Annotated in this window: 19 protein-coding genes; 7 read left to right on the forward strand and 12 right to left on the reverse strand. The window is 38.6% G+C overall.

Annotated features, from left to right (window positions below; genetic code table 11):
- Positions 1-64: 64 nt before the first annotated feature.
- From fabG to MKL33_RS10465, 4 genes are all read right to left on the reverse strand, one after another.
- A complete protein-coding gene (gene fabG / locus MKL33_RS10450; RefSeq protein ID WP_002120395.1) occupies positions 65-799 on the reverse strand; it encodes a 3-oxoacyl-ACP reductase FabG in 735 nt (244 codons plus the stop codon).
- Complete coding sequence (fabD, locus tag MKL33_RS10455; protein ID WP_002120357.1) at positions 796-1,782, reverse strand: ACP S-malonyltransferase; 987 nt, start codon at positions 1,780-1,782, stop codon at positions 796-798. Before fabD ends, fabG begins: the two co-directional genes overlap by 4 nt.
- A 151-nt stretch (positions 1,783-1,933) precedes the next feature.
- The gene (gene rpmF, locus MKL33_RS10460) at positions 1,934-2,119 is read right to left on the reverse strand and encodes a 50S ribosomal protein L32 (protein WP_000290730.1); all 186 of its coding nucleotides are present in this window, start codon (positions 2,117-2,119) and stop codon (positions 1,934-1,936) included.
- A 74-nt stretch (positions 2,120-2,193) separates the two neighbouring features.
- A complete protein-coding gene (locus MKL33_RS10465; RefSeq protein ID WP_002120393.1) occupies positions 2,194-2,754 on the reverse strand; it encodes a YceD family protein in 561 nt (186 codons plus the stop codon).
- 96 nt (positions 2,755-2,850) lie between these two features.
- Here MKL33_RS10465 and MKL33_RS10470 point away from each other — a divergent pair, with 96 nt between their 5' ends.
- The 5 genes from MKL33_RS10470 (at position 2,851) to rluB (ending at position 6,794) form a co-directional block, all read left to right on the forward strand.
- Positions 2,851-3,513, forward strand: coding sequence for an elongation factor P hydroxylase (locus MKL33_RS10470; RefSeq protein WP_270906917.1), 663 nt, complete (start codon positions 2,851-2,853; stop codon positions 3,511-3,513).
- 90 nt (positions 3,514-3,603) lie between these two features.
- Positions 3,604-4,221 carry an L-threonylcarbamoyladenylate synthase gene (locus tag MKL33_RS10475; protein WP_002120255.1) on the forward strand — a complete coding sequence of 206 codons (618 nt, stop codon included), beginning with the start codon at positions 3,604-3,606 and terminating at the stop codon, positions 4,219-4,221.
- Positions 4,222-4,444: 223 nt separating this feature from the next.
- Entirely contained in the window at positions 4,445-5,236 is a 792-nt protein-coding gene (locus MKL33_RS10480) for a segregation and condensation protein A (RefSeq protein ID WP_270906918.1), read from the forward strand.
- Positions 5,233-5,829, forward strand: coding sequence for an SMC-Scp complex subunit ScpB (gene scpB / locus MKL33_RS10485; RefSeq protein ID WP_002120355.1), 597 nt, complete (start codon positions 5,233-5,235; stop codon positions 5,827-5,829). Before MKL33_RS10480 ends, scpB begins: the two co-directional genes overlap by 4 nt.
- A gap of 41 nt (positions 5,830-5,870) precedes the next feature.
- Positions 5,871-6,794, forward strand: coding sequence for a 23S rRNA pseudouridine(2605) synthase RluB (gene rluB, locus MKL33_RS10490; protein ID WP_016142048.1), 924 nt, complete (start codon positions 5,871-5,873; stop codon positions 6,792-6,794).
- 60 nt (positions 6,795-6,854) lie between these two features.
- On the opposite strand, the gene bioD is transcribed toward rluB, so the two are convergent.
- From bioD to MKL33_RS10515, 5 genes are all read right to left on the reverse strand, one after another.
- Entirely contained in the window at positions 6,855-7,499 is a 645-nt protein-coding gene (bioD, locus tag MKL33_RS10495; RefSeq protein WP_057067904.1) for a dethiobiotin synthase, read from the reverse strand.
- Positions 7,500-8,249 (reverse strand): malonyl-ACP O-methyltransferase BioC, encoded by a 750-nt coding sequence (gene bioC / locus MKL33_RS10500; protein WP_270906919.1) that lies wholly within the window; start codon positions 8,247-8,249, stop codon positions 7,500-7,502.
- On the reverse strand, positions 8,246-9,403 hold the full coding sequence (locus MKL33_RS10505; protein ID WP_270906920.1) for an 8-amino-7-oxononanoate synthase: 1,158 nt from the start codon (positions 9,401-9,403) through the stop codon (positions 8,246-8,248). The genes bioC and MKL33_RS10505 overlap by 4 nt, the downstream gene beginning before the upstream one ends.
- Position 9,404: 1 nt before the next feature.
- Positions 9,405-10,685 carry an adenosylmethionine--8-amino-7-oxononanoate transaminase gene (gene bioA, locus MKL33_RS10510; protein ID WP_270906921.1) on the reverse strand — a complete coding sequence of 427 codons (1,281 nt, stop codon included), beginning with the start codon at positions 10,683-10,685 and terminating at the stop codon, positions 9,405-9,407.
- Positions 10,686-10,778: 93 nt separating this feature from the next.
- Positions 10,779-11,510, reverse strand: a complete 732-nt coding sequence (locus MKL33_RS10515) for an alpha/beta fold hydrolase (RefSeq protein WP_270906922.1) — start codon at positions 11,508-11,510, stop codon at positions 10,779-10,781.
- 356 nt (positions 11,511-11,866) lie between these two features.
- Here MKL33_RS10515 and otsB point away from each other — a divergent pair, with 356 nt between their 5' ends.
- Positions 11,867-12,718, forward strand: a complete 852-nt coding sequence (otsB, locus tag MKL33_RS10520) for a trehalose-phosphatase (protein WP_270906923.1) — start codon at positions 11,867-11,869, stop codon at positions 12,716-12,718.
- Positions 12,706-14,139 (forward strand): alpha,alpha-trehalose-phosphate synthase (UDP-forming), encoded by a 1,434-nt coding sequence (locus tag MKL33_RS10525; RefSeq protein ID WP_069035944.1) that lies wholly within the window; start codon positions 12,706-12,708, stop codon positions 14,137-14,139. Before otsB ends, MKL33_RS10525 begins: the two co-directional genes overlap by 13 nt.
- A 69-nt stretch (positions 14,140-14,208) precedes the next feature.
- Here the strand turns inward: MKL33_RS10525 and MKL33_RS10530 are convergent, their stop codons facing one another.
- The 3 genes from MKL33_RS10530 to ligA form a co-directional block, all read right to left on the reverse strand.
- Complete coding sequence (locus MKL33_RS10530; protein ID WP_078210414.1) at positions 14,209-15,402, reverse strand: MFS transporter; 1,194 nt, start codon at positions 15,400-15,402, stop codon at positions 14,209-14,211.
- A gap of 289 nt (positions 15,403-15,691) precedes the next feature.
- Positions 15,692-16,156: a heteropolymeric bacterioferritin subunit Ftn gene (gene ftn, locus MKL33_RS10535; protein ID WP_001214863.1), complete on the reverse strand. Its 465-nt coding sequence runs from the start codon at positions 16,154-16,156 to the stop codon at positions 15,692-15,694.
- 252 nt (positions 16,157-16,408) lie between these two features.
- Positions 16,409-18,448: an NAD-dependent DNA ligase LigA gene (gene ligA, locus MKL33_RS10540; protein WP_005071003.1), complete on the reverse strand. Its 2,040-nt coding sequence runs from the start codon at positions 18,446-18,448 to the stop codon at positions 16,409-16,411.
- Positions 18,449-18,488: the final 40 nt, after the last annotated feature.

An 18,488-nucleotide genomic window follows, 5' to 3' on the forward strand; every position in this document is an offset into this window, starting at 1 on the left:
GTGGCGTTTAATTTGCCACTAGTTTAATTGAATATAAAAATTTTTAAAAGTTTATACATCGGCGTTAGGCCATGTATAAACCACCATTTACATGTAATACCGTACCGGTAATGTAACCTGCTTTATCACTTGCAAGGAAACTCACCGCATTTGCGATATCTTGTGGCTCACCTAAGCGATTTAAAGCCACTTGATCACTCATTTTTTTGCGAATGTCTTCACTAAGTGCATCTGTCATTTCTGTTGCAATAAAACCTGGCGCCACACTGTTTACAGTAATTTGGCGGCTACCCATCTCTTTTGCAAGGCTACGGCTGAATGCTTCAATACCTGCTTTAGCAGCAGAATAGTTCGCTTGGCCTGGGTTTGCAAAGTGAGCTACAACAGAACTGATATTAATAATTCGACCAAAACGTGCCTTCGTCATACCCTTAAGCACACGTTTAGATAAACGATAAACTGCTTTAAGGTGAATGTTGAGAATGTCATCCCAATCATCTTCAGACATACGAAGCAACAAATTGTCTTTCGTAATACCTGCATTGTTAACTAGAACAAGTACAGGACCATAGTTCTGTTCAATATGAGAAACGACTGCTTCAATCTCATCGAGATTACGCACGTCGAGCGCCAAACCTGCACCTTGTTCACCAAAGCTATCACTTAACTTTTGTGCACCAGATTCAGAAGTCGCAGTACCTACAACAAAATAACCGTCTTGAATAAGTTGCTGGGCAATGGCAGCGCCAATACCCCGACTCGCGCCCGTTACTAATGCAACTTTGCGTTCTTGTGTCATGCAATTTTTCCTTCTGCCACTAAAACAGCATTTAGGGCATCTTCCATTTTGCTCTTACTATCAATAGAAAAAGCTTTTTCAATATTTGGTAAACGCTTTGCGAGGTTACTCAATACTGTACCTGGACCACACTCAACAATGTATTGAATACCTTGGTCTTGTAGAGACTGCATGGTACGTGTCCATTGTACTGATTGGTACAATTGTGCAGTTAATGCCTGACGCAATTGAGCAACATCGGTAGCTATTCCCGCGTTGACATTTTGTATTACAGGAATGGTAGGTAGCTCAATGGCAGTTTGTTCCAAAGCTTCTGCAAATTTCTCAGCGGCAGGTTTCATCAACGAACAATGAGAAGGAACTGACACTGGTAAAGCAATTGCTTTAGCTGACTGCTCTTTTGCCAAAGCCATGACTTCTTGTACAGAAGCTGTACTTCCTGCAATCACAACTTGACCTTGTGAATTATAGTTTGCAGCTTCTACAGAACCTTCACCTGATGCACTCACGGTTTGACAAAGTTCAACAACTTTTTCATCAGCCAAACCAAGGATTGCAGCCATAGCCCCCTGACCCTGAGGTACAGCACTTTGCATGAGCTTGCCACGCAAGTTAACTAATTTAACTGCATCCGCCAAGCTCATAGAGCCTGCAGCTACCAATGCACTGTATTCACCTAGTGAATGTCCTGCAAGGTATTTAGGTGCCAGACCACCTAAATCAAGCCATACACGCCATAAAGCGATACTGGCAGTTAATAACACAGGTTGGGTATTTTCTGTTTGGTCGAGACCTTCGCCACTTTGTGCAATATGCCAAAGATCAAATCCAAGAGCATCTGAAGCTTCTGCAAAAGTTTGCCCGACCCCACTAAACTGTTCTGCTAGTTCAGCAAGCATACCGACTTTTTGTGAACCTTGACCAGGAAACACAAATGCAGTTTTTGTGGCTAAAGCTACTTGTTCAAGACGTTTAGCAGACATAAGAAATCCTTTTTTGGGTTTTCACTCATTTCTGGAGCGGAAATTTAACATGTTATTTATATATTTATAATTGCGAAAAACAACAAAAAAAGGGAGCTTTCGCTCCCATTTTTTCTATACTTAAGCATCACGCTTAATGCATATCATGCAATTATTCAGCATCAGCTGCTTTAGCGAATAATTGACGACCACGGTAGAAACCGTCTTTAGTCACGTGGTGACGACGATGAGTTTCACCAGTTGCTTGGTCTACTGTTAATGCATTCTCGGTTAAAGCGTCATGTGAACGGCGCATGTCACGGCGAGAGCGACTTTTACGGTTTTGCTGAACGGCCATGATGGCTCCTTACAAAGATCGAAAAAATGGATCAGAACAAATTCAGTTGTCTTATCTCATAATTATAACACAAATTATGAGTTAAGTTTACCCTTCAAACCTGCCAAAACATCAAACGGATTATCCCGTTTTTCTTCGACAACATTCTGAATGGTAGGTTGATGTTTATGTTCACAAGCATCATGCTTGGGAGATAAAGGCATCAACAATAACAGTTCATCTTCTAGTAATGCGAGTAAGTTAATCGAGGCAGGCGTATCATAATCGCCTTTCGTCGAAGACTCACTTTCACCTAAAACGATGAAATCAGCATCCTCATCCAAGCGCTCTATCAGTGACTCATCATCCACTAATGCAATATGGAAGTCTAAGACAAGAGGCATTTCAACAGGTTCCAAACAACGTTGGCACTCCATTGGAACTTTCGTGTCCATGTGACCGTCCATCCACACAATGCGATGATATGCATCCATTGATAGCTTACAGTCTATGTTGATCAATTGGTTATCAATTGATCCAACAGCTTCACGAGCGATACGAGCAAAGCGAGACAAGGGCAGTTGACCTGACCATGTAAAGCCTTGTTCAGCCCATTTAAACGGCTCAATCTGTGCCGGAAAGGTATTTGCTGACATAATTAAGGCGGCAATTCTACAAATTCATCGGTACTCTGTCAAAGATTAAGATACAATTTTGCACTTCTTTAGACAGAACTCGGGGTAAATTAAGCAATGCACCTGTTGCAGCCGCAACCTGAAGTTAACACTTCATTACTCGTTTGCACCCATTCAACTCATCAGAACACTCTTGTACCTGACCTAGTGCAACTCTCACCATGGTCAAGCTCAAAATCGGAGTCTGAGCAAGTTGATTGGCTTATTTTACACTTTAATCACTGGTTTTCCCACCATAATGTGACATTAGTTCGTGGTGATTTTGAACCTGAATATTTTCCAGCGACAAATAAAGAACCAGCCAAGATCCAATTTGCTCACGGTTTCTTTAATAGTGCTTTGCATGAAATTAGTCACTGGTCTATTGCAGGTGAAAAAAGACGTCTATTACCAGATTTAGGTTATTGGTATGCACCTGATGGTCGCACCCAAGAACAGCAAAGTTTATTTGAACAAGTAGAAATTAAGCCACAAGCAATTGAATGGTTATTTGCGCAATCTTTTGGCCGAAAATTTAGAGTTTCACTCGATAACCTTACAGGTGATAGCGGTGATGGCAAACTATTTAAAGATAACGTTTATGCTCAAGTGCAACGTTACTTTTCGGGTGAAGTTAAGTTGCCACGTGATGCAGCAGCATTTATTGGTTTTATTTGCCAATGTACACGTTCGGGTACACCTTTACAATTAAATGAATTTAAACGTGAACTCCTTGATTAATTGACAAAAAAGCTACGTTAATTGCTTGCCTAGGCCATTTAAAAAGCCTAATAATTATTTTTAACACTGGCGTGATGGAGTCTCTAAAATATGATGCATTTACATGTACATCCTGAAAATCCACAGCAACGCCTCATTGCCCAAGCGGTTGAACGTATCCGAGCAGGAGATGTTGTGGTCTACCCTACCGATGCTGCCTATGCAATTGGGTGTCAAATCGGTAATAAAAATGCCATGGAACGTATTGCACAGATTCGTGGCTTAGGGCCTAAACATCAATATGCCATTATGTGCTGTGACTTATCTGATATTGCAACTTATGCAAAAGTTGATAATGCGACATATCGTTTATTGAAAGCGAACACACCAGCTATTACTACGTTCATTTTACCTGCAACAAGTGAAGTTCCTCGTAGATTGATGCACCCTAAAAAGAAAACGATTGGTTTACGTATTCCGAGTAACCCGATTTGTCAGGCTTTATTACAAGAACTTGGTGAGCCGCTACTCACCAGTACATTAATTTTACCGGGTCAAGAAGACCCTCTAGATGACCCTTATGATATTGAAAATCAGTTAGATAAACGAATTGATGTATTTATTGACGGTGGTTTTGGTACCTTGACCAGTACAAGTATCGTTGATTTATCGGGCGAACATCCTGAAATTATCCGCCGTGGTGTTGGCGATGTAAGTGCTTTTGAATAAGCACTTACTTTTTTACCAATAGTTTAAAAAAAAGTATTATCACTCAAAAAAATACTCTTTATTTATTTTGGATTTTTTTTACACTTTAGTCGTTAAGTAATTTATTAAAAGACACAATTCATTTAGAATGATTTTCACTATCTGCTGTTCTTCTACTTACAGCTGTCTAGGACTTGAATAACAAGTCTCATGCTTTTGAAAATTCGCGTGGCTTATAATCGTAATGAATCAATCACTTCATCAATCCATGGAAGACGCTCCACACATCCGTGTTTTAGATGAGTGGCATGACAAAATTCCAGAAGATCTCTATATACCTCCAGCTGCATTTGAGATTTTGCTCGAGCGGTTTGAAGGTCCATTAGATTTTTTAATTTATCTGATTCAGAAAAACGGTTTCGATTTAATTCAACTCGATATTGCTCCTATAGCGACTCAATATTTGGCCTATATGGATAGCATGAAATCTTTAAATATCGAGTTAACAGCAGATTATATGGTGATGGCTGCTTTATTGGCTGACTTGAAGTCTCGCCTACTTCTACCAAAACCTACAATTATAAGTATTGAAAAAGATCCTAAGCAGGAGCTTATTGATCGTCTTGAAACCTATCTACGCATTAAGCAAGCAGCTGAGCGTTTAGGCCAAATGCCAATTCTTGAGCGCGATACATTTAGCGCCAATGTAAGCTTAGGGCATATCTCTCCTGTTTATGAAGGTTACGATATTTCTGCGCTACATGATGCGTTGTTCTGTGTATTTAATCGCCCCGAACCTATTACCCATGTTGTTGCTCAAGAACCTGTTTTACTCGAAGAACGTATTGCATATATTGAAGAGAAATTAGAGTCTGGTGACGTGTTAAGTTTTAAAGAATTACTCAATCCCCAGCAAGGTCGTATGGGAATGGTTGTTACTTTTATGGCAGTTTTAGAATTGACTCGCCAACAGAAAATTAAAATTATTACCACTGGTATTGAAGCCCCGTTAGCAATTCAAGGATCTTCAATATGAGTAGTTTTGAACAAAATAATAGTGATTTGTCATTAGCTGACATACATCATGAAGTCTTATTACAACTTGAAGCAATTATCTTTGCCAGTGAAGCGCCTGTTTCAATTGCCCGCTTAAAAGAAGCATTTAACAATCAATATAATAAACAACAGCTTCGTCAACTTTTGCAACAGCTCGCGCTATTGCAACATGGTCGGTCTATTGAGCTGATTGAAACAGCACAAGGGTTTCGCTTTCAGGTAAGATCTAAATATCGTAGTATTATTGCGCAAATTTGGCCAGAGCGACCAACAAAACTGTCGCCTTCATTACTAGAAACCCTGGCTGTCATTGCTTATCATCAACCGGTTACCCGAGCTGATATTGAACAAATTCGTGGTGTATCTAATAATAGTCAGATTCTTAGAACACTATTTGACTGGAACTGGATTAAAGAAGCTGGTTTTAGAGATTTACCCGGAAGACCTGCGTTGCTAATTACAACGCCTCAGTTTCTGAATGCTTTTGGTCTAGCCTCTCTAGGCCAATTGCCTCCCCTACAGAACGCCAAGGAAGCCTTTATGGCTCTCGATGCAAATGCACCGAAATCATAAAGAGGTGGACTGTTGATCATTATGTCTAAGGTTGTGCTGTCATGAGTGAAAAATTGCAAAAAGTATTAGCGCGAATCGGATTAGGTTCCCGCCGATATATGGAAGAGGTTATTGCCGCAGGACGCGTGAGTGTAAACGGTCGTGTTGCCCAAGTGGGTGAGCGCATTGAACCAGGCGATGAATTACGCATTGATGGCCGTAAAGTTCAGTTTCAGATTGAAGACGAAATTCGTCGTCGCGTATTGATTTATTATAAGCCTGAGGGTGAAATCTGTTCACGTAATGATCCTGAAAAACGCCCAACCGTATTTGATCATTTACCACAAATTGCCAATGACCGCTGGGTAATGGTAGGTCGTCTGGATATTAACAGTACTGGTTTATTACTATTCACAAATGATGGGGAACTTGCTAACCGCTTAATGCACCCATCTAATGAAATCGAACGTGAATACGCTGTTCGAGTAATGGGTGAAGTAACGCCAAAACTACGCCAAAACATGGTCAACGGAGTAGAGCTTGAAGATGGCCCTGCCAAATTCGAATCATTCTCTGAAATTGGTGGTGAAGGTATTAACCGCTGGTATCAAGTTGTAGTAAAAGAAGGGCGTAATCGCGAAGTACGTCGTATTTTCGAATCGCAAGATCTTAAAGTAAGCCGCTTATTACGTACACGCTACGGTACAGTTATTTTACCGCGCGAATTACGGACTGGTCGTTGGATGGAACTCGACAAAACTGACATCGACAACTTAGCCAAATCGGTTGAGTTAAAACCACGTCAAGGTACAGGTTTATTTGGTATGGCGAAACGCCGTACTGATCGTATGACTGAAAAACCAATGGCTGCGCGTCGTGGCGGTTACTTACGTCAACAACGTCGTGATGATGAAAAAGAAGCTCCTGTTAACACAGGGAACCAACGTAAAGCGACTGGTTTTAACCGCGGTTCGAAGAAATTCTAAAATATTCATAAGATGTAAAAAAACCGCTCAAATTTGAGCGGTTTTTTATAGCCTTTTGACTTAATTCATTTTTGCCAGTTCAATCCATTCAGCTTCAGGAAAATGAATAGCTAAATAATCTTTCAAATAATTTGAAGTATCTTGAGAAATTAATGGATCTTTTGATTCATCTTTTAGGTTATAAACCAAGGCATGCAACTTCAGCCCACGAGACTTAAGTGCTTCAAGACTAAGTAAAGTATGGTTAATACTTCCCAAACGACCCGATGTTACTAAAATAACGGGAAACTGGTGCTGAGCGACATAATCAATAGTAAGCAGACTAGTGGTTAATGGCACCATTAAGCCTCCCGCACCTTCCAACAATACGATTTCAAAACGCTCTGCCAATGTTTTGGTTGCATTTTCAATTTTTTGAAAATCTATTTCTCGGTTATCAAGACGTGTTGCAAGATGAGGTGAAGCAGGATAACTGAAGATTTCAGGCATGGTTAGCTTGTCATGATCTTCTTGAAACCAGCCCTGTCCCATAATTTCACGATGCTTTTCAATATCCTCAGAAACATCAGCGTTACCTGTTTGAATGAGTTTTTGGGTAATCACTTTTTTACCCTGCTCAGTCCATAATTTTGCTAAGAAACCTGTCGCGTAGGTTTTACCAATTTCGGTATCAATCCCACTCACAAAATAGATCTGGCCACTCATTTACTTCATTCTCCGGGCAATACAATAAATCGGATGATATGTTAGGGAATATCCTTCGGCATACTTAAACCGATCATAATCTTGATAAAACTGTTGTAAAGTTTGCTTAGTCCAACGATGCTGCGCCGTTGCTGTTACACCCGTTGCTTTTAAATGCTTTAACACGTCTTTAGGTGAATCGAAATAGAGTTGAGTTTCTGATTCTGACAAATACAAAATCTCAAAACCAGCCTTAATTAAGGCACTATTCCAATTTTCAACTGACCAGTAACTTAAACCCTGTCCTGTTAATTCTTTAATCTCTAATAAGTTTTTATAGCCAAATGTTGAAAAGCATAACCAACCTCGCTCAGTTAAAGCCTCATTACAACGTTCGAGCAAATGCGGTAAATCTTGCATCCACTGTAAAGCTGAACCTGAAACAATCATATCCAGCTGCTGAGGGAAATCTAAAGTTTCAATATCCCCAATCAACCATTTTAAATTTTCTTGATGACTAAAGTGCTGCTGCACATCTGCATATAGATCATTCAAAATTAACTCTTCAAACTGAAAAGATGTAGCAAGAAGACGAGTTAAATTGCCAGAACCACAACCAATTTCAAAGACACGCGACATCGTAGTCGGGCAGAACTGCTGAACTAAACCTGTTAAATTTTGGCAAATCTGTTTTTGAACAATTGCATGCTCTGAATAGCTTTGCCCTGCTTTGGCAAAACGCTGGGCAACTAAGTTTTTATTCAAATTCACAGAAAACTCACCAATTCTTCAAGTTCATGTTGCTGCACCATTGACGTTAAAGAAATACGCAAACGCGAACTGTTTTTAGGTACTGTTGGTGGACGCACAGGCATGGCATAAAAACCACTTGCCTGAACCTGCATCGCTTTATCGATAGCAGCCTGACTTTCTCCAACAATGACTGGAATGATATGGCTGGTCGATGGGCTATCGTAGCCCTTTTGCACAACAGCTTGTTGAAGATATTGGCTAATATTTTTTAAGTGTTCACGCTGAGATTGAGAGGCTAATACTTTTTGAAAAATAAAGTTTGCCCATGCTATAACAATCGGAGGCTGTGCAGTACTAAAAATAAGTGGACGCATTCTATTAATGAGATAATCTTTAATAATTGGATCACAAATAATGTAACCACCGACCGCCGCTAATGCTTTACCTAATGTACCAGCCAGAAAATCAATTTCCTGAATCACATTATATTGTTCAGCACATCCTAAGCCTTGCTGACCACGAACGCCAATTGAATGCGCTTCATCAACATATAACATAGTTTTAGCAAACCGTTTTTTTAGCTGAACTAAAGCGGCTAAATCCGTCTCATCACCGTCCATACTAAAAATACTTTCTGTGACCACAATGATTCGTTCAATCTTGTCATCATCATGATATTTTTGGAGGAGTTGTTCCAAGTGTTGTAAATCGTTATGTCGATAACGCACATACTGAGCGCCAGACAAACGTATACCGTCAATCATACTGGCATGAACTAACTTATCCGCCAATATTAAAGTTTTACTATCAGCAACAGCTGGCAAAATACCAATATTCATATGGTAGCCACTATTAAATAATAGTGCCGCTCGACCGCTAAATGCTTGACTTAGGCTATTTTCTAATTGTTCATATTCCTCAAAATTTCCCGTTAATAGACGTGAAGATGAAGAACTAAAATAGCTACGCTCGATTGGAAAGCTATCTAAAAACTCTTGACGAAGATTGATATCAGCAGCCAACCCAAGATAGTCATTTGAAGCTAAGTTGAGCATCGTTTTATTTTGAATCGTAATAAAACGTCCGTACTGCACATTTTGGGTAAATTGTCTAAAGTTACCTTGTTGCTTTAACTCATCTAATTCGGCAGAAAAATGATCAAGCAATGACATCTTAATTCGCTCCCTGCATCGTTTGAACAACTTCAACTAATTGTTCAAGCAAATCGCTTAACTCTTGATGCGTGATGACATACGGTGGCATCACATAAACCAATTTTCCAAAAGGACGGATCCAGATTCCACGGTCTACAAATTGTTGCTGTAAGGTTTTCATATCAACATTAAAGGTGAGTTCTACTACACCAATTGCACCTAGCACTCGCACATCGGCAACATAATCAAGCTGACTTAAAGGCGTTAAATATTGGCCAAGCTGTTGTTCAATTCGCTCAATATTAGCCTGCCAATCTTGCTCAATTAATAATTGGGTACTTTTTAAAGCGACCGCGCAAGCAAGTGGATTGGCCATAAAAGTTGGGCCGTGCATAAACACCCCAGCCTCACCGCGACTAATGGTTTCTGCTACATGCTTTGTCGTTAAGGTAGCAGATAACGTCATGTAGCCGCCCGTTAGCCCTTTACCTAGGCACATAATATCTGGCTCAACTTGTGCATGTTCCCAAGCAAAAAGCTTACCTGTACGACCAAAACCAGTGGCAATTTCATCAAAAATTAATAACAGATTATATTGTTCACAAAGTGCTTTCGCCTGACGTAAATATTCAGGATGATAAAAACGCATCCCCCCTGCACCTTGAACAATCGGCTCAATAATCAGTGCAGCAAGGTTTTCATGATTTTGCTGAATAGCTTCTTCTAGCTCGGCAATATCTTCTTGGTTCCACTCTTCATGAAATTTGGTTTGCGGTGCTGCTACAAAAAGACGGTTCAGTAAACTTGTACCAAAAATTTGATGCATGCCTGTCACTGGATCACAGACCGACATCGCATTCCATGTATCACCGTGATAACCAGAACGTGTAGTAATAAAATTTGTTTTTTGTGGTTGGCCTTGTGCTGTCCAGAATTGCACAGCCATTTTCAGAGCAACTTCAACGGCAACCGAACCTGAATCTGCATAGAAAATTTTATCGAGACTTGGCGGCGTAATTTTTAAAAGAATTTTTCCAAGTTCAATTGCAGGATCATGAGTTAACCCCCCAAACATGATATGCGACATGTTCTGTAATTGATCCGTGACTGCCTGATTGAGTTCAGGGTGGTTATAGCCGTGAATTGCACACCACCATGACGACATACCATCAATTAAAGTTGTACCATCATCTAGCTCAATCGTTGCCGCATAGGCACGTTTAACTTTAAATGTTGGTAAAGGTTGGGTCATTGAGGTATATGGATGCCAAATATGTTCCAAATCAAAATTATCGGTCATCCTCTATACCCTTTAACAGCAATTAAATCTTTCATTTAGCACATGTTAAACCTGTTAAGAATGAAAGAAAATTGCGAGATCAACCAAAGCTTATTAACTTTGCTGATGAATTGTTAAAAATTGGCAGATTTCTTCAATTGTTCGGTCCACTTCTAGATATGGAAAAGCATGAGTAGCGCCTTCTAACACTTTATAATTCATGTTTTCTGTCGTGATATTCTTGAAATTTTCAATAATTTTGCAAGGAACGACATTATCTTGCTCGGCAAACACATGAAGCTGCGGACCTGGATAGCTTTTTAAGTTATCTACCAAATTTAGTTGTTCAAGCATTTTCAAACCCACTGATAACAACTCACTTGAAGGCGGATTTGCTATGTTTTGTATGCTTACCCAATCTTGTTTGGCCTGAGATGAACCGAGTGTAATTAAATAATAAAAACGCTTTAAAGTAGCTTGCGGGTTTTGAAAAAAAGAAGCTTTAAATTGACTAAACACATCAGTAGGCATTGCAGTTTGCCAATCAGGGTGTGCAACAAAACAAGGATTTGAAGCAAGCGTAATTAACGTTTTAGTTTGCCCTGTTCGTTGATAAAAGTTGTCAACCAGTTGAGTTGCTAACTGTCCACCTAAAGACCAACCTATTACTACATCAACCTCAGCAACTAAATTAAGCTGTGCTTGAAATTTAGGATCTAAAACATCAAAAATATTAATAAGTTGAGTTTCAAAACCCTTTTTGTCCAAATGCAATTTTAGAGATTGCAAAGGTTCCACCCCTACTCCCCAACCCGTAATTAATAAAATTTTATTTTGTAACTTCATATGCCTGTCCAAAGCCAATCTTATAAGGATTATATAATATTATCGGTTTAAAATATCTTTTAAAATCAATATAAAAAGCAAATTTTAGAGCATAAAATTAAGCATTTATAATAAGATAATATTCTGAAATATATTGATAAATAAGACCCGCATTATTCATAGTAAACATACAAAAAATTAATTATCTAAACATTGAAGCCAATCAAAAAACAACATACTCCACACTTCACCTATAAATCCATTATGCAATGTAATTAATGTTAATACTTATGTTTTTTTATTAAAAGAAATGACTCATCAATTCATTTTAATGCTAGAAGATTAATTATTGATCAAAAAGTATTAGGAAGGCTAATATGAACAGTCAAAACACAATATCTGATGGGAGAGAAAAAAATACATCTTTTGTTACACCCAATGATATTATAAACAACTTATCTTTCGATAAAAATTACTGCTTATTTTTGGATATTGATGGCACACTAGCACCCTTTCAAATTAATCCTGAGCATAGTTTTATTCCAAACGCTACATTAGAAACTATAAAAAAAATTACTAAATTAAATATACCTGTTATAGCTGTAACAGGTCGTGATGTAGATACAGCAAGCAAACTACTACATCCTATTGAAGTTCCAATTGCTGGTTTACATGGTTTAGATATTTATTTTGATTCAGGAAATTATATTCGACCAGATTTAAGCAGTATTAATTTCAAAAAATTAAAACAAGATATTATCAAAAATTGTGAAAAATATCCCGAATTATTAATTGAGGATAAAGGATATTCTATTGCCTTACATTATCGTAAAAATCCTAATTTAGAAAATAATGCTATTAATATTATGCAGAAAATTAATATCAATCACCCCCACTTAAAAATAAATAAAGGAAAATTTGTTGTTGAATTAATCCCAAACCAAGCTGATAAAGGTAGAGCAATTGAGATTATATTAAATCATCTTGATTTACATGCAGTATTACCTATTTTTATAGGTGATGATTTAACAGATGAATCTGGTTTCACTTACATTAATCAGCAAGCTGGCCTTAGTATTAAAGTAGGTCCAGGCAAAACACAAGCAAAATATAGATTAAAAGATATTGATAATGTCGCGGATTTTCTTCTTTTATTTCAAAACAGAATAAAAAGCTTATATGTCAAAAATAGCCAAAATCAGAATGGAGAAAAATTATGTCTAAATTAATCGTATTATCGAACAGAATAAGTATGCCATCAGGTAAAGCTTCAGCAGGTGGTCTTGCTGTAGCTGTACAAGATGCACTAAATGATAGTAACGGCATCTGGTTAGGCTGGAATGGGCAGCAAATTACCGATAGCGAAGCGCCAGAATTTGAGCAGGCTTATTCTCAAGGAATTGACTACATTACCTGCCCCCTCACTCATCAGCAATATGCCCAATATTATTGTGGTTTTGCTAACAAAGTTTTGTGGCCAGCAATGCATCATAGAGATGATCTGATTGAATATGATGCAGAAGAATATAAGACCTATCAAAAGGTTAATCGCTTATTTGCTCAAAAGCTAAAACAGCTTGCTCAGCCCGAAGATCTTATTTGGGTGCACGATTACCACTTTTTTAGTGTGGCTCGCTATTGCCGTGAATTAGGCATGCAAAACAAAATTGGTTTCTTCTTACATATTCCTTTTGCCAGTCTGAATATCTGGCACAAAATTCCGGTAGCCCGTGAGTTAATTCAAGACTTGAGTCAATATGATGTTATTGGCTTACAAACTCAGATTGACCAAAATGCTTGCATGCAGACTTGTCTGAATTTACTCGAAGCTCAAAAAATTCAAAGCAATAGTATTAGCTATAAAAAACGTCAAATATTAATTAAATCATACCCAATTGGTGTTCAGCCTGAACTTATACAAAAACAAGCCCAACAAGATTTGGCGACCTCTTCGGTGTTTAATTTTGAAGAAATTCCACGTCAAAAAACTATTATTGGAGTTGATCGTATTGATTATTCAAAAGGTTTACTCGAAAGATTTAATGCATTTGCAACGTTCTTGGAAACCAGCCCTGAATATCATGGCTTAGTTCGACATCTTCAAGTGGCAATCCCTTCTCGTACCGATATTCCAGCTTATCAACGCTTATACCAACGTTTTAAAACCAAGCTGGAGTTAATTAACGAAGAGTTTGCACATGAAGACTGGAGGCCAGTAGATTGCTGCTATGACACGGTACAACACCATAATCTTATGTACATTTATCGTCATTCAGATATTTGCTGGATTAGTTCACTACGTGATGGTATGAATCTAGTGGCTAAAGAGTATATTGCGGCACAAGACCCTGAAAATCCAGGTGTGCTCATTTTATCTAAATATGCTGGTGCTGCTGAGCAAATGTCTCAAGCCTTGATTGTTGACCCGCAAGATAGAGCGGCAATGATGGATACTTTAAAAATGGCTTTAGAAATGTCTAAAGCTGAGCGTATTAATCGTTATCAACAATTGATAGAGGGATTAACATCATCTGATCTTACCCATTGGCGAAATAATTTCTTGGATGATTTAGAAAAGACACCAACTTTACTAATGAAGCCTCAGCGATTATTACAAGATAATTATCAATCTATTTATCAGGTTTTATAAATCTAAATAAAAGAACATCGAGAAATTTAATTTCTCGATGTTCGCTATTTGGTGATTATTATTTATAAATTAATTTGTCTTTATTAATGTAAAGCGGTTAAGTAAAGCAATAATAAATAGTAATACAGCGACGCCTGTTAAAACCGTACTTAAACCAGTCCATTCCCCAATTAAACCGATTAAAGCTGGTCCACTTAATGAACCTGTATAGGCAATTGTTGATACTAAAGAAAGTGCTGCTGCTTTAGGCATATTGTTTTGTCGACCAACACGAGAAAACATCACTGGTACAATATTAGAACAACCTAATCCTAATAGTGCATAACCTAATACAACCACTTGCCACACTGGTGCCGTTACAATAACAGCCATACCAATAGCAGCTCCAATTGCACTATAAGTCACAATATTTTTTTCACCCCATTGCTTAAGCAAGATATGACCTGCAAAACGACCAGTCGTCATGCTAAGCGCAAAGAAAGTGTAAGCTAAACCAGCAAAAGCAGGATTAAGTTGATATTTACTTGTTAAATAAATACCACCCCAATCCATCGCAGCACCTTCTGATAAAAAGGCGATAAAACACATCATACCAATAAGCAGAATAATGCCATCAGGACGATAAAGTTTTTTCGGTGCTTGAGTTGTATCTTCATGTGGCTTTTCATCCTGTTCAAAAGACGTTAAACAAGAAGGAATAGCAACACCCCCAATAACAAGCAAAATCATAACGACTGATAAAGTACTCATTAGAGGTGAAAGCCCCACTGCCAATAATGCAGTCACAAGCATAGCGCCTGTTAAGCCACCAAGACTGCACATTCCATGGAAGCTAGACATAAGAGCTCGCACACTATGTTTTTCAACAACTACTGCTTGTAAATTGATAGCTACTCCAAGACATCCTGCTGCCGATCCAAAAATAAACAATGCTACAGCCATCGTCACAATGCTGCTCCACATCGTAAGGCTAGGCAATAAAACCATTAACAACATCAATGCCAAAGCAATTAACGGACGACATCCCCAGCGCTTTACTAAAGCACCAGTCGCAGGCATAGCAATCATTGAACCAATACCCATACACAGCAAAAGTAAACCAAAATCGGCATGATTTAGGTTTAAACGCTGCTGTGCAAAAGGAATAAGAGGTGCCCAAGCTGCAGTCGCAAAACCTAAGCTAAAAAAGCTTAGTCGTGTTGCAAGACGCTGTGTGCTTAGGAGAGTAGCTGTATCTAAAACAGCAGGTTTGGTAAATAACATATTTCGCGAACTCACCATAAAATCATTGGCGATCCATACCAACCGATTTTCCATAGAAAAACCCTTGCCTCATTAAATTTCTAGGCAAGGGTTTTGTTGGCGAAATTATAAACAATTTCATAAAAAAAACAGGGGGTGTGATACAATTTTTCTGACTTTTTTGTAACTGCCAAAGCCTTGTATAGTAAGGCTTTGAATATGTTCAATTTGACAAAATCAACATCTAAGTTAAGACTTCATCTTATTAAAATGAGCCAATAAAAAAACCCAGCCTTAGCTGGGTTTTTTATTAAATTTGAGATTGAATATAGTTTTGTAAGCCAATCAACTCAATTAAACGTAATTGCTTTTCTAACCAGTATGTATGGTCTTCTTCAGTATCTGATAATTGTTGACGCAACATATCACGGCTAATGTAATCGCCCTTCTCTTCGCAAAGTTTGATACCTGTCGCTAACTTTTCACGAACATGATATTCAAGCGCCAAATCAGCTTTTAAACAAGATACAACGTCTGTACCAACATTGATATCTTCACGGTGCATGTTTGGTTTAGCACCTAAAAACAATACACGGCGAATGATCGCATCAGCATGAGAAGCTTCTTCTTGCATCTCATGATCAATACGTTCATAAATTTTATTTAAACCCCAATCTTCATACATACGAGAATGGATTAGATATTGATCACGGGCAGCCAATTCTCCGCCAATGAGCATATTTAAATAGTCTATGACTTCTGGATTGCCACGCATAATAAATCTCCTATCGTATGAGAACTATTATGGGCAATCTTAAAAGTGATTGCAAAACAAAAAATGGTTAAGTTTATGATTTTTATCAAATTAAAATGAGAAACATACGCATTTGCAGTTTAAGTTATTTAAATTTCCTCTGCAAAAAGAAACGCTTGTCCAATTTATAAGTCCAGACAAGCGTTAAAATATGGCTCAAACCATCAATTTATAAATTTGTAACTAAAATCAATGGTTCTTATTTCGGTAGATCTATTCGCTTAAAGTCTGCCCGTAGCTTGCCATAAGTGATAAGAAATCAGTCTCATTCATAACAGCAATACCTAGTTTTGCTGCTTTTTCTAATTTCGAACCAGCCTTCTCACCCGCAACAACACATTTGGTTTTACTCGATACACTACCGCTTACACGCGCACCTAATGCTTGTAGCATTTGAGTCGCCTGATCACGGGTCATTTGCTCTAAAGTGCCTGTTAACACCCAGCTTTCGCCATTTAATGGCTGGCGTGTTGGTGCAGTCGGTGCATCCCAATGAATTCCTGCTGCAATTAAGCGATCAAGCACTTCAATGTTGTGCGGTGCCAAGAAAAAGTCAGCAATCCACTCGGCAGTAATATCACCAACATCTGGTGTTTTCTTTAAAGCTTCAACATCAGCAGCTTTAAGCGCTTCCAAAGTTTGGAAAGTATTGGCTAACATTCTAGCTGTTGTTTCACCTACCCCCCGAATTCCTAAAGCATAAATAAAACGCGCAAGCGTTGTCTTCTTACTGGCTTCAATGGCATCAATCAGATTTTGTACCGATTTCTCGCCCATTTTTTCAATCCCGAGTAAAGTTTCTCGGTGTTCGTGCAAATGATAAATATCGGCAACATCTTTGAGCAAATCGAGGTGTAATAATGACTCTACCCAACGATCGCCTAGACCTTCAATATCTAGAGCTTTACGTGATACGAAGTGACGAATCGCTTCAATACGCTGTGCAGCACAATACAGTCCACCAGAACAACGTGCTAAAGCTTCCCCTTCTGGCATTACCACTGGTGAGGCACAAACAGGACAGTTTTCAGGTAAATGTACAACTTCAGCATCAACAGGACGGAACTCTGGCCAAACTTTTTCTACTTTAGGAATAACATCGCCTGTACGATAAACACTCACCGTGTCACCAACACGTACATCTAGGCGATGGATCTCACCAATGTTGTGTAAAGTTACATTGGAAACTGTAACTCCTCCCACAAATACAGGGTTTAAACGCGCTACAGGAGTCAAAGTACCTGTACGCCCTACTTGCCAGTCAATCTGATCAACTGTAGTTAATGCAGCTTGTGCAGGGAATTTATAAGCAGTTGCCCAACGTGGTTCACGACTTAAAAAACCAAGTTGTTGTTGTTGCTTTAAGTCATCAACCTTTACAACCATCCCATCAATTTCAACTTGTAGATCTGAACGTTCTTGCTGAATTTGCTCATAACGTTGCTGTACTTCTTGAATTGAATTACACAGATATTGACGTTCAGCAATTTCAAATCCAAGTTTTGTGAGCCATTGCAGACTGTCATGCATGGTAGTTAAGCCATGATTAGGTTCACATTGAGCGATGCCGTAAGCATAAAATGCTAAAGGTCGAGCCGCAGCAATATTAGGATCGAGCTGTCTTAAACTACCAGCTGCGGCATTACGCGGGTTGGCAAATGTTTTATCGCCTTTGGCTTCCTGTTCAGCATTGAGTTTTTCAAAACCAGACTTTGGCATAAGTACTTCACCACGAACTTCCAGCAAACGTGGAATTTCAAAGTGATCTGAATGTAACACTTTAGGCAAATTACGAATCGTTTTAACGTTCTGCGTAATGTCCTCCCCGGTTTCTCCGTCACCACGTGTAACGCCACGTATTAACACACCATTTTCATACCAAAGAGAAATCGCAAGACCATCAAGTTTTAGTTCGACTTCGTATTGTACTTTTTGATTAGGCAAACGCTCTTCAACACGGCGTGCAAATGCGAATAAGTCTTCCTGATTAAAAACATTCCCCAAAGAAAGCATCGGAACTACATGAGTCACACTTTGAAATTTAGAGAGTGCTTGTCCACCTACTTTTGTAGTCGGTGAATCTGATTGAACAAGATCAGGATATTGCTCTTCTAAAGCTTTTAACTGGTGAAATAAATGATCATATTCACTGTCCGAGATTGTCGGCTGATCCATGACATAGTAGGCATGGTTATGCTTTGCAATCAGTTGAATAAGCTGACGCATCTGTTCGATCACGGAAGTTGTTGCCATTATGTTATTCACCATAAAAAAGGGTGGAAATTTCTCCACC

The sequence above is a fragment of the Acinetobacter sp. AOR43_HL genome (assembly GCF_027854635.1).
GTDB classification, from domain to species: domain Bacteria; phylum Pseudomonadota; class Gammaproteobacteria; order Pseudomonadales; family Moraxellaceae; genus Acinetobacter; species Acinetobacter pittii.

Bases quoted from the DNA above. Each gene is read 5' to 3' on its own strand.
- fabG (WP_002120395.1), bottom strand. From the start codon at position 799: ATGACACAAGAACGCAAAGTTGCATTAGTAACGGGCGCGAGTCGGGGT.
- fabD (WP_002120357.1), bottom strand. From the start codon at position 1,782: ATGTCTGCTAAACGTCTTGAACAAGTAGCTTTAGCCACAAAAACTGCA.
- rpmF (WP_000290730.1), bottom strand. From the start codon at position 2,119: ATGGCCGTTCAGCAAAACCGTAAAAGTCGCTCTCGCCGTGACATGCGC.
- MKL33_RS10465 (WP_002120393.1), bottom strand. From the start codon at position 2,754: ATGTCAGCAAATACCTTTCCGGCACAGATTGAGCCGTTTAAATGGGCT.
- MKL33_RS10470 (WP_270906917.1), top strand. From the start codon at position 2,851: ATGCACCTGTTGCAGCCGCAACCTGAAGTTAACACTTCATTACTCGTT.
- MKL33_RS10475 (WP_002120255.1), top strand. From the start codon at position 3,604: ATGATGCATTTACATGTACATCCTGAAAATCCACAGCAACGCCTCATT.
- MKL33_RS10480 (WP_270906918.1), top strand. From the start codon at position 4,445: ATGAATCAATCACTTCATCAATCCATGGAAGACGCTCCACACATCCGT.
- scpB (WP_002120355.1), top strand. From the start codon at position 5,233: ATGAGTAGTTTTGAACAAAATAATAGTGATTTGTCATTAGCTGACATA.
- rluB (WP_016142048.1), top strand. From the start codon at position 5,871: ATGAGTGAAAAATTGCAAAAAGTATTAGCGCGAATCGGATTAGGTTCC.
- bioD (WP_057067904.1), bottom strand. From the start codon at position 7,499: ATGAGTGGCCAGATCTATTTTGTGAGTGGGATTGATACCGAAATTGGT.
- MKL33_RS10505 (WP_270906920.1), bottom strand. From the start codon at position 9,403: ATGTCATTGCTTGATCATTTTTCTGCCGAATTAGATGAGTTAAAGCAA.
- bioA (WP_270906921.1), bottom strand. From the start codon at position 10,685: ATGACCGATAATTTTGATTTGGAACATATTTGGCATCCATATACCTCA.
- MKL33_RS10515 (WP_270906922.1), bottom strand. From the start codon at position 11,510: ATGAAGTTACAAAATAAAATTTTATTAATTACGGGTTGGGGAGTAGGG.
- otsB (WP_270906923.1), top strand. From the start codon at position 11,867: ATGAACAGTCAAAACACAATATCTGATGGGAGAGAAAAAAATACATCT.
- MKL33_RS10525 (WP_069035944.1), top strand. From the start codon at position 12,706: ATGTCTAAATTAATCGTATTATCGAACAGAATAAGTATGCCATCAGGT.
- MKL33_RS10530 (WP_078210414.1), bottom strand. From the start codon at position 15,402: ATGTTATTTACCAAACCTGCTGTTTTAGATACAGCTACTCTCCTAAGC.
- ftn (WP_001214863.1), bottom strand. From the start codon at position 16,156: ATGCGTGGCAATCCAGAAGTCATAGACTATTTAAATATGCTCATTGGC.
- ligA (WP_005071003.1), bottom strand. From the start codon at position 18,448: ATGGCAACAACTTCCGTGATCGAACAGATGCGTCAGCTTATTCAACTG.